Origin of the sequence: Photobacterium proteolyticum, assembly GCF_001939735.1 — a bacterium.
Classification (GTDB): domain Bacteria; phylum Pseudomonadota; class Gammaproteobacteria; order Enterobacterales; family Vibrionaceae; genus Photobacterium; species Photobacterium proteolyticum.
The window spans coordinates 1-11,031 of record NZ_MJIL01000033.1 but is presented as its reverse complement, the minus strand read 5'-3'; the positions used below and the strand labels follow the sequence as shown (position 1 = coordinate 11,031).

At 46.1% G+C, this 11,031-nt stretch carries 11 protein-coding genes; 6 read left to right on the top strand and 5 right to left on the bottom strand.

Translation table 11 applies throughout. The features are described 5' to 3' along the window. Positions 1-142 precede the first annotated feature (142 nt). Positions 143-1,315 carry a cation:proton antiporter domain-containing protein gene (locus BIT28_RS00600; protein WP_075761703.1) on the top strand — a complete coding sequence of 391 codons (1,173 nt, stop codon included), beginning with the start codon at positions 143-145 and terminating at the stop codon, positions 1,313-1,315. A 32-nt stretch (positions 1,316-1,347) separates the two neighbouring features. Here the strand turns inward: BIT28_RS00600 and BIT28_RS00595 are convergent, their stop codons facing one another. The 3 genes from BIT28_RS00595 to BIT28_RS00585 all read right to left on the bottom strand — a co-directional run bounded on the left by BIT28_RS00595 (position 1,348) and on the right by BIT28_RS00585 (position 3,932). After that, the gene (locus BIT28_RS00595; protein WP_139310416.1) at positions 1,348-2,037 is read right to left on the bottom strand and encodes a hypothetical protein; all 690 of its coding nucleotides are present in this window, start codon (positions 2,035-2,037) and stop codon (positions 1,348-1,350) included. 310 nt (positions 2,038-2,347) lie between these two features. Next, positions 2,348-3,571, bottom strand: coding sequence for an HlyD family secretion protein (locus BIT28_RS00590; RefSeq protein ID WP_075761701.1), 1,224 nt, complete (start codon positions 3,569-3,571; stop codon positions 2,348-2,350). Beyond that, complete coding sequence (locus tag BIT28_RS00585; RefSeq protein ID WP_075761700.1) at positions 3,564-3,932, bottom strand: MFS transporter; 369 nt, start codon at positions 3,930-3,932, stop codon at positions 3,564-3,566. Before BIT28_RS00585 ends, BIT28_RS00590 begins: the two co-directional genes overlap by 8 nt. A 161-nt stretch (positions 3,933-4,093) precedes the next feature. Here BIT28_RS00585 and BIT28_RS00580 point away from each other — a divergent pair, with 161 nt between their 5' ends. Next, positions 4,094-5,122, top strand: coding sequence for an AraC family transcriptional regulator (locus tag BIT28_RS00580; RefSeq protein ID WP_075761699.1), 1,029 nt, complete (start codon positions 4,094-4,096; stop codon positions 5,120-5,122). A 21-nt stretch (positions 5,123-5,143) separates the two neighbouring features. Here the strand turns inward: BIT28_RS00580 and BIT28_RS00575 are convergent, their stop codons facing one another. After that, positions 5,144-5,626, bottom strand: a complete 483-nt coding sequence (locus BIT28_RS00575; RefSeq protein ID WP_075761698.1) for a hypothetical protein — start codon at positions 5,624-5,626, stop codon at positions 5,144-5,146. A gap of 131 nt (positions 5,627-5,757) precedes the next feature. Continuing rightward, a complete protein-coding gene (locus BIT28_RS00570; protein ID WP_075761705.1) occupies positions 5,758-6,102 on the bottom strand; it encodes a hypothetical protein in 345 nt (114 codons plus the stop codon). 312 nt (positions 6,103-6,414) lie between these two features. On the opposite strand from BIT28_RS00570, the gene BIT28_RS00565 reads away from it, so the two are divergent. From BIT28_RS00565 to BIT28_RS00550, 4 genes are all read left to right on the top strand, one after another. Then, positions 6,415-7,458: a GMP reductase gene (locus BIT28_RS00565; RefSeq protein ID WP_075761697.1), complete on the top strand. Its 1,044-nt coding sequence runs from the start codon at positions 6,415-6,417 to the stop codon at positions 7,456-7,458. Between the two features lie 146 nt (positions 7,459-7,604). Then, on the top strand, positions 7,605-8,294 hold the full coding sequence (locus BIT28_RS00560) for a TnsA endonuclease N-terminal domain-containing protein (RefSeq protein ID WP_089153643.1): 690 nt from the start codon (positions 7,605-7,607) through the stop codon (positions 8,292-8,294). Beyond that, positions 8,287-10,110: a Mu transposase C-terminal domain-containing protein gene (locus BIT28_RS00555; RefSeq protein ID WP_075761696.1), complete on the top strand. Its 1,824-nt coding sequence runs from the start codon at positions 8,287-8,289 to the stop codon at positions 10,108-10,110. Before BIT28_RS00560 ends, BIT28_RS00555 begins: the two co-directional genes overlap by 8 nt. Before the next feature lie 10 nt (positions 10,111-10,120). Next, positions 10,121-10,990 carry a TniB family NTP-binding protein gene (locus BIT28_RS00550; protein ID WP_075761695.1) on the top strand — a complete coding sequence of 290 codons (870 nt, stop codon included), beginning with the start codon at positions 10,121-10,123 and terminating at the stop codon, positions 10,988-10,990. Positions 10,991-11,031 lie beyond the last annotated feature (41 nt).

Here is an 11,031-nt window from a genome sequence, read left to right as displayed (position 1 = left end):
CTAGATTTTCTAATCGGTGCCTAGCCTACAAGCCAAGTAATTCTCGCTGAAACGAGCATCTTGAGGTAGCTTGGGTATATAGGCTACTGCATTTTGATAGTTTTCCATTGGGCAAATACCTGAGCAACGGGAAGTGTCGTGTATGCAGATCAACCTGGCGCCTCTTATCTTCGAACTATGCGCTATCGTTATCAGCGCCGCTATTCTTGGCACACTGTTTCTTTATGCCCGCCAGCCAATCATCCTGGCTTATATCGCCGCAGGCATGCTCATAGGCCCCAATGGCCTGCAGGTTATTCGGGATGCCGAGCATATTACTCAGATAGGCAATCTTGGCGTTATCTTGTTGTTATTCCTGATTGGGCTGAACTTACAGCCCAAAAAGTTGATCCAGCTATTCAAAGAAAGCTCCATTATCACCCTGGGTACCTGTAGCTTTTTCTTTTTGGGTGCCTTGCTCTTTGCTCTCGCGATCCAGCTTCCGATGCAGGATGCCCTGATCATTGCCGCTGCCCTGATGTTTTCCAGTACGGTCATCGGCTTGAAGCTGATCCCCACCACTACCCTGCATCACAAACACATGGGCGAAGTGATGACCAGTATTTTGCTGGTGCAGGATATCATCGCAATCACTGTGATCATTTTCCTCAATATTGGCGGCGGCAATGCCATGCTCGTGGCCTTTATAATGATGCTGCTCAAGTTTGTGGCGCTCTGCTCTCTGGCGTTTCTCGGTGTGCGCTACATGATCCTGCCGCTATTCCAGCGTTTCGACGTGATCCAGGAATACAGTTTCGTGACAACACTCGCCTGGTGCTTTTTCTGGGCCGAACTCAGCCACCAGGTCGGGCTTTCGTATGAAAGCGGTGCATTCATTGCAGGAATTTCAATTGCCGTTAGCCGTGTTTCGCAGGCAATCTCTGTTCACCTCAAGCCACTGCGAGAATTCTTCCTGATTCTGTTCTTTTTTGCTATCGGGGCGAGAATGGATTTGGCGGGCAGCAACATCTACAGCTTACTGGGCATTTTATTCGGTATCATTCTTGTGGTCGTCAAGGCCTGGGGGTTTACGCTGGCTTTATCACTAGCTCACGAAAAGCCCAGCATGACCCGTGAGCTAGGTGCCAGGCTCAGCCAGGCCAGCGAGTTCTCTTTTCTTGTTGTCTATGCAGCAATGAATGCCGAACTACTTTCCGTCGAAGCCAGCATGTTTATCCAAACAGCCACCATGACAACCTTCATCATATCCACTTATTGGGTTGTCAGGCGCTACCCGACACCAATCTCGATGACCAGCAACCTGCGTCAGGATTGAAAAGCAGCCGCGCAGGCTTGCTTGAGACTGATTCAGTCGTCGATGCCGGTGCCAGTGCCGACAAACGGATAGGACACGGTAACCGTAATTTGCTCGGCTGAGACCGACATGATCACGGTTCTGTCATACTTTTTCTGCTCGTCAGTTGAGTCCCCGGCCGTTAACCATTGCTCAATATTCTGCTCCCCCTGGCGATAGGCACGGTTGAAAGCCCCCTTGTCGAGAAACAGATATTCCCTTGGTACCGTAAAATCGTAACGGTTAGCCAGAACGAACATCTGCTCGTCCAATGTCTGCCGGTCAAGGTGCTGTATACCCGCCAGCACATCAAGGGTTTCATCATTTACATTCAGGTGAGCAAAAACCAGGCCTTTGCGCCTTAGCCCCGCAAGCACTGTGTTGTAACTAGCAGCATTCAGCGGCGTGGTATATTCCACAGAATGAGCTTTTTGCTCTACCACAAAGACGGCCAGCAGCTCTTCGTCGACATCAAATACCCTTAGTTGATCAAAACAATAGGTCAATTTACCACTATACAAATCAGAGCAATCAAATGCGCCGGGCAAGGAGCGGATATCCTCGGCCTTGTCGTTCAGATAAAAATCATCGAGCAAGTGCAAACCAGACGCACTAGCAGACAACGGCAAGACCACAACGGGCAACATTACAGCTAAAGAGCGAAATAAACGTTTAGCAGGAAGGTGGAAAAATACAGAAGACACGTTAAGCTCCATGAAAAAGATGCAGCCTAGTTGTACTCCTTGATGCTCAAGACATCAATACAGAATAAGAAAATGAATAAAGAAAAGTCCAACGGAGAAATTGGCAAAAAAAAAGCTGTAACCCCAAGCCTCAAGGAGTTACAGCGAACTACAGTCAGCATTAACGTAGTAAAAAGTTCGGGCAGTATGACTACCACCCGGAGCGGTTAACGTAAATTCATTCTGGTTAACATCTGTTTCTTGTTATCGTTTTAGTTATCGCCCTGTGGTTAGAGCGCTTTGGTTAGAAGATTTTGGTAAAGACCTGCCTTTACATCGACCAAATAAAGAATATCTGTGACTTCATTCGGATTATGATGCCGCGGATCACATCGAGAAAAGCCAGAAATGGAATTGGTTTTTCTGCACTGATCCAGGCCAGACCTACCGAGCCGACCGGTATGTCATAACCGTCATGTTCATCTAGCTTGAGCCTGACAAAATGATGCTTGTTCATGGCATTTTGCCCGGTTGTCTGACGAATGTTATCGTCACGGGCCAGCAGGCTGCCTTGGGCCTCGCCAGTGGCTTCAATGATGCCTTCTACTTCCGCGTTGAAAACCTTGCCCGGATAGACTGCCGAGGTAAACTCGGCCCGCTGCCCGACTTTTACATTGCGAATCGCCTGGTGGTTTACCCGCATCAGGACATATTTCTCATTGGTGTACATCTGGATCCTAGGCATAAGACCCACGTACTGACCTTCACGCATAATGAAGTTGGTCAGGTACCCGTCAGCAGGGGCATAGACCTTGGTCTGTTCCAGGTTCCATTGAGCCTGAGCCACATTTTCCATTTCGCTTTCGACATCAACCTGATGGCTGCTGACAGTCAGTTCTGACTTCTCGAGCGCTAGCTGGGCCTTATTGGCGGACAACTTGGCTTTTTCCAACTGAGACTGCAAAGTCACTTCTTGAGCTATGGCCATTTGAACAGCCGTACGCTGCTCATCTAGCTGAGTTTCAGTAATGGTATGCTTAACCACCTTGTTTTGCTCAAGGTAGCGTCTCAGTGTCGTCTGCTTGAGCTTTAAGTCTTCTTGTGTCGCAATCAGCTGATTTTTAGAGATTTCTATATCTTTCAACGCAGCGCTATAAGATTCTTGCGCAATACGGACATCTTCCTCGGCAATCGAAAGGGATACCTTGGCAGAGTTCAGTAATGACTCCGCTTTATCCAGGGCTATTTGATACGGCTCATCATCCAGCGAGTAAATCAGTTGACCTTCGGACACCTTGTCATTGGGCCGGACGTAAATCTCGTCAACATGCCCTTTGATGTTGGTCGAGGCCGGTCTCAGCTGAATATGCGGCGATTGCACCAGCGATCCGCCGGACATATCCATCGGCGCGAAGGTGATCAACCCTACCCAGACAAACAATAACCAGCCTGCACCACCTAAATAAGAAAACGCCTTGGTAAATTTATTCCACGGCATACCGACCATACGAAGCAGATAGATAAACAACGACCATACGGCTAATCCCTCAAGCATGCTCGGCCTCCTTATCATTTTGCTCCGCTACAACCGAATCAGATGATGGCGGTTGTGTTCTTTGTTCATCATTGCCTTTCCAGATATCGCGGATACGACGAAGTGCCTGCTCGCCATCAACAAAAGCGATAAAGACGGCAATAACCCACACCCAATGCCAGACGAAGCCTATCCAGGTCAGTGCTGTTATCAAGCCTATCTGATGGTGTTCCTTAGTGTGGGCTTTTTGGATTGGCAGCTCATGAATTCGCCAGAATCCATAGCCCGCCGCAGCAATTGTTCCGACTAAAACAACCGCGGCCACAATATGTAATGCTGTGTCGACACCGCTATCGACAAAAGGCATGCTTACGAGGCTCATGTAAGACATCTCCGATATTAAAATTGATGTTGTTATGTTTTTTTGTTGCGTGGAGTGTGCCGAAAAATGTGAACTGCGTACTTTTTACGGACAGAAGACATCACACGGCAAGGTTATTTGCGATATTCTATCCACACGCTATTTTCATCAAGCCCTAACTCATGAATCAAACATCGTCAGCGCTGGATATATCCTTCATCCGTTCGGTTTTTCTACAGCCGGTCTCTGCCGGCATAATCGCCCGCTACGGACTCGCGCCTGAAGAACTGGGGATCCCAGCTCGGATTTTGGCGGAGCCAATGACGCTCGTACCCTTTATCGATGTTCAGCGCTGGCTGGAACTGATTGAGATAAAGAGTGGCGATCCAGCGTACATGATAGAGATAGCTCCCTACCTGAAGTTCGACAACATGGGCTATTTTGGTGACTGGTTTTTATCGAGCCCAGATTTGGCGCTCGCCTTCAGGCGAATCAACTACGGGACATCCTGCCTGCAATCGGGTACAAGCTTTCACGGCGAGCAATCAGGCAGGCTTATTAAGTGGTGCTATGACAACCATTTTTCAGAAGGCCGAAGCCGACTCCACGACAGCCTTCGCATTGCCGTGATGTTTACCAATACGCTAAAGCATTTCATGGGTGATGATTATCAGCCGAAGCATGTCGAGCTCAGCGGCCCGCCATGCGGAGATGGAAGAGTAGAAGCCTATTTTGGCTGTGATGTTACATGGAATGCGGCAGTGACCAAGGTTTGGCTTGATATCGCCATGCTGGAACACGGCAGTGCTCACCCTTTCAGCACCTCTCGTCCGATGCTGGTCTCCAACCTTCAGCTTGATGAGTTTTTAAACATGCCACAACCCCATGATACCGCCAAGGTCATGTACGAGATGGTTAGTTACGCCTGCCACTACGGTTACCCAAGCCTGGATTTTATTGCCAAACGTTATAGGATAAGCAGGCAGCAACTCCAGCGCCGGTTTAATGTTTTTGGTTGGAGCTTTACCAATGTCACCAACTACGTACTGTGCAATCTTGCGATTAAGTACATGCTCAAAGATATGTCTAATGCTGAGATAGCCAGGGAGCTGGGCTATAAAAATGTGCAAAGTTTTAGCAAGGCATTTCAGCGCCAACGCGGGGTCACGCCGACGCAATACAGGGACAGGCTATTGGAGCGCAGCCAGTAACAGCTACGCCGATGGCCGCGGTTATACGACTCCTTGCCGCTTGCACTGCATCTGAAAATGCTTGTTCGGCGTAATGTGGTACCACATATCAAACAAGGCTGCATTATCACCCTGCAATATCGGCTTGAAGAAGATGCGGTAGCCGGTCAAATCGCGACGAGCAGCATAGTCAAAAGGGTTGCTGTTATTGGGATCGGTAATGATCTCCCGGCTTAGCTTAACGGGTTTCAGCATATAATCGGCATCGTTGACGACATAGCGATAATCGATAAACAGGTTAAACTCCAGTTGGGTCTGCTGCTCTTCCTGATATCTGACCCATTCTTGTGATGTCATCGTACCATCGGACTTAAAATCGTAAGTCACCCAGCTTTGTTCCTGAGGCCTTTCTTTTTGCGGCGTACACTGCCACTTACCCTGGATAGCCGGTAACGACGATGCGGTGGCAATGCTCGGAAGCAAGACGCCTGCCACCAATAGTAATCTGCGGATCCAATGATTCATCTGTCTCTCCGGTTATCACTGCATACCTAACAACAATAACTTAACAATCGGAGCCTGCCAATAACCAGGCAAAAATCAGGCATAAAAAAAAGGAGCGATGGTTCGCTCCTTTTTTCTGAATAACTCGGCGGTTACGCTGTTTTCTTATCGTTCTGTGAACTTATCGCTGTAACTTGCTCCAATATTGCAGAAATAGGGACAATTGGCCCCATCATATTGATCCGCATCGGCGATCCTCCGGTGCCATAATGCAAGTCAGCCGCATCGACACTCGAATAGTTATATTTATAGTTAAATTTATCGGTCGCGACATGCAACAAATCGAACTCTTTCCGGTGACATGAAATATATGCACGCCAATACATCGCATCCAGCACCTCTCCGGGGTTCTCTGCCCGGATAATGAAGCGCCAACTCCCGTCCTCACCATAGAAGTCGAGCGGAAACGTATTTTTTATTTTTCTTTTGCTTAACAAGGTCAACCTATCCACTTAGCCAGCAAGACAATGGGATTATGCAATGATTATGGAAGAATGGAAGAGATATGCGAAGAATTCAGGAAAATTTGACAATTCTCAGGCTTTTTCAACCTAATATCTTTGTGAGGATACCACAAAAAAAATAACATTATTAGACTTGTTAATTAACTTTCTCGGCCTATAATGCTGAAAACCGGAGCGTCTGCCAACGCTCCGGTTTTTTTGTGCCTGCTCTTCGGTGATCTACCTGCTATCTGCCAATAGCAAGAAAGCCAAAGGGCAAAATTCGATAAGATTAAGGAAATATCAATGCGTATCGAACAAGACTTGAAGTTAGGTTTTAAAGATGTACTGTTTCGTCCAAAACGTTCAACCCTAAAAAGCCGTTCTCAAGTTGAATTAACCCGCGATTTTACATTTAAGCATAGCGGTCGTCAATGGTCAGGTGTACCTATTATTGCAGCTAATATGGATTCCGTTGGTAGCTTCGAAATGGCCGCTTCGCTGGCCAAGCACGGCGTAATGACAGCTGTTCACAAACACTACACCGTGGCTGACTGGGCTGAGTTCATCAAACGCAGCGACGCCGGTGTGCTGAACAATGTCATGGTATCAACCGGTACCTCAGACGCTGACTTCCAGAAAACCAAAGACATCATGGCGATGACCGACGAGCTGATCTTTATCTGCATCGATATCGCCAACGGTTACTCGGAGCACCTGGTTGAGTACGTTGAAAGAGTACGTGCAGAGTTCCCAGACAAAGTCATTAGCGCTGGTAACGTTGTTACCGGTGATATGGTAGAAGAGCTGATCCTTGCCGGTGCCGACATCGTCAAGGTAGGTATTGGCCCGGGCTCGGTATGTACAACACGCGTCAAAACGGGCGTTGGTTACCCGCAGCTGTCAGCCATCATTGAATGTGCCGATGCCGCGCACGGCCTGGGTGGCCGTATTATCGGCGACGGCGGTTGTGCCTGTGCCGGTGACGTAGCCAAAGCCTTCGGTGGCGGTGCAGACTTCGTTATGCTGGGCGGCATGCTGGCCGGTCACGAAGAAAGCAACGGCGAAGTCATCGAAAATGACGGCAAGATGTTCATGAAGTTCTACGGCATGTCTTCTCAAAGCGCGATGGACAAGCACTCCGGCGGTGTTGCCAAGTACCGTGCAGCCGAAGGAAAAACAGTACTATTGCCATACCGCGGCCCGGTTGAAAATACCATCCAGGACATCATGGGCGGCGTACGCTCAACCTGCACCTACGTTGGCGCGGCGAAGCTTAAAGAGCTGACCAAGCGCACCACGTTTATCCGCGTGCAAGAGCAAGAGAACAACGTGTTCGGTAAAGAGTAGGCGCCGATTACTTGAATACCTGTTGAAACAACCATAAAGTGATATTTACCACCATAACTTGATAATTGTCACAACCATAACTTGATATTGCCTCTTCCCCTACCATACTTAGGTAAGTTTACTACATATGGTGAAAGAGGCAATTTATGACCATCTCATCTCTGTCTCCCTATCAAACCTCGACAGTCTTAGAGCAAGCTTTTATTCACCCCGCAAGAAACCTGACTAAATCTCGAGGGAAAAACATTCATCGTTACACTAGCGTAAAGATGAAGAACACCATCTCTGTGGAATCGATGCTTGAATTTGATGCGTGTTTTCATTTCGATTTTAATCGAGAAGTTGTTCGTTTTTGCTCCCAACCAATACGTTTTTCCTATGAACTCGAAGGTAAAATACACACTTACGTACCAGATTTCGTCGCTCAATTTGATTGCGGAGAGTTCGTACTTTATGAAGTAAAGGCTAATGAATTTACTAGTTCAGAGCTTTTTAAGTCAGAGTTTGAAGGCAAGAAAACTGCGGCCCATCAGTTGCTAGGGATTGATCTTGAATTAATAGAAGAAAAAACAATAAGAACAAGACCTTTACTTGGTAACTTGAAACGAATACATCGATACTCATCTCGAACACAGCTCTCTGATAACCAAAAAAGGATAATCGAAATATTGCACAAACACGGCTCACAACGTGTTGAAAGTCTGATGGCTAGAACCGGGTTAACGAGACAAACCATACTCCCAATCATCTGCGACCTACTATCAAGATGTGTGCTTCAAGCCGATCTCTATATACCACTTAGTAAAAACACGGAATTGGGCCTAGCGTATGCCTAGAAAAGCTTTTTCTCAATTTCATGGGGCTAAGAATGATAAAGATACTGACAGTTATTCGAACGCTGACAAAGGGCAACAGCCTGATTTTGATGACAGCGAAGACTTGCAGGATTTAACAGCATTCAATGAAAAGAGCGCCAACGAAGCGCTTTTTCGTCTGAAGATTTTAAAATTTATTACTCAAGAGTGCTCTGAAATCAATTTAAAAAACATTGAGCCTCTAAGGGTAAAGCTACAGTTAGCAGAAAGCCGTCAAATCCCCAGCTCTATCACCATCTACAGGTGGTGGTTGAGCTATCGCAAATCAGGTTTTAACGTTACATCACTCGCTCCAAAAATCAAACAGAGAGGCAACCGTGCTACAAAAGTCCCCGAAGTCGTATCAGGGTTTATGGATAAAGCGATTGAGCAGGTGATTTCCGTAGAACAAATCAACGTTAACAATGCGTTTAGACGAGTAAGAAGAAAAGTGCGTCAATATAACCTTACTCACAATACTCTTCACAAATACCCAAGCTATGAAGCAATACGTAAACGAGTGAAAAAGCTAACTCCCTATGAAAAACTCGCAGCCAAAAAAGGTGAACGTGTGGCGAAAAGAGAATTTCGGCGTATGGGGAAAAAAATATTAACAGAAAGCATTCTTGAGCGAGTAGAAATCGATCACACTTGGCTAGACCTGTTTGCTGTCCACGAAAAGTATCGAGTTCCCATCGGTAGACCTTATCTAACCCAACTCGTCGATTGCTATAGCAAGGCTGTAATAGGATTCTACCTAGGTTTTGAACCTCCTAGTTATATGTCTGTAGCATTAGCACTCAAAAATGCAATCAAGCGCAAAGATCAGCTACTATCGCAGTACCCTTCCGTGCAAAAGGATTGGGTTTGCTACGGCATCCCTGACCTTCTTGTGACCGACAATGGAAAGGAGTTTTTATCTGCGGATTTTATCCGAGCATGCGATAGCCTTTTTATCAATGTCCACCAAAATAAAGTTGATACACCCGATAATAAGCCTCATACCGAGCGTCAATACGGAACCACTAACACCTCATTACTTAATGACCTTCCAGGTAAGGCTTTCAGCAACTACCTCCAAAGAGAAGGCTATAACGCTATTGACGAAGCTTCATTAACATTAAATGAGATCAAAGAGATATATTTAAATTGGCTTGTCGACATTTTTCACCCCAAATCTAACTCAAGAGGCACCAACTGCCCTAACGTTACGTGGAAACAAGCTGCTCGAGTTTGGCCTCCGAATGAATTTGCAGGTACTGACGAAGAGCTCGACTTCTGTTTTGCAAAACTAGAGACACGATCTCTACGCAAAGAAGGAATCAGACTAGATACAGAACTATATTACAGCAGTGACCGATTAGCTGAATACAGAGGAAGAAAAGGAGATCACAAAGCTACAATAAAGTATAACCCAAACAACATGGGGTTCATCTGGGTACTTGATGAGGACAATGAGTCATACTTCAAAGTCCCTGCTATTGACTACGAATACGCTAGCGAAGTTACCCTATGGCTACATAAAAAAAATATCGAGTTAAAAAAAGAACTCAGTAACAGTGAGTACGATCAAGATGCCGAAATCGACGCCGAGTTAAGAATTGAAAAAATTGTAGACGCATCGATTTCGAAGAAAAAAACATCTATAACCAACAGACGACGTGCAGCCAGGTATGAAGAACACTCTGAGAGAGCTAAAGAGGCAAAAGTGCCACCTCCTACAGATAGAGTTAACTCAGATAGTACGAATAACTTTGATATAGATGACAGTTCAAATTGGGATATTGATTACGTTTAAGGATCTACGCATGTCGAGCAGGGAAGAGAAAATTGAGAAGGCAAAAAAAGCGTTTATAACAACTCCGGATGTTTCCAGAATTTTAGAAAACATAGACAGATGTCGTCAACTGTCGCAAATTGATACAGAGCCCTGCTGTATGATGGTTTACGGCGCGACTGGAGTTGGCAAGACCTCAATCATTCGTAAATACCTAAAGCAGAACAAACGCGAATCATATATAGAAGGTGATGTCGTTCCAGTCCTCTACATAGAACTACCAGAGAACGCCAAACCAGTAGATGTCGCTCGGGAGATCTTACTGCAATTAAACGATCCCCTAGCCTTGTATGAATCTGACACTGTTGTCTTAACGAAGCGAATTATTGACTTAGTTCCGTTGCTAAAAATCGAAATAATCATCATCGACGAGTTCCAGCATCTTGTCGAAAAAAATTCCAACAAGATCCTAGCAAGAGTCGGCGATTGGCTAAAAATCCTAATCAACAAGACACAGTGCCCAGTAGTCCTATTTGGTATGCCGTACTCACAAGTCGTTCTTGCTGCAAACAGCCAACTTCGTAGTCGTTTTTCCATCCAGTTTCATCTCCGGCCTTTTAGTTATTTGGAAAAGCAAGGCATCTTTCTAGGGTTCCTTAAGCAGTTAGATAAAGCCTTGCCATTTGATAAGCTTTCCGGACTTGATAATGAGCCATTAGCAAAAAAATTGTATGCTTTCTCTGGGGGAAATATGCGCTCTTTAAGAAACTTAATATTTCACGCATCCGTTCACGCAATCGATCACGAGCGAAGCTGTATCATTAAGGAAGATCTGCTCTATGCCTCTGAGCTCACTTCAGGGTATGCGCCCCATAAACCCACGGGGCGGTTATTAATGTGAGAAGTTCCAGGGGAGCAATGCATTGATATCCGGCTCTGGCT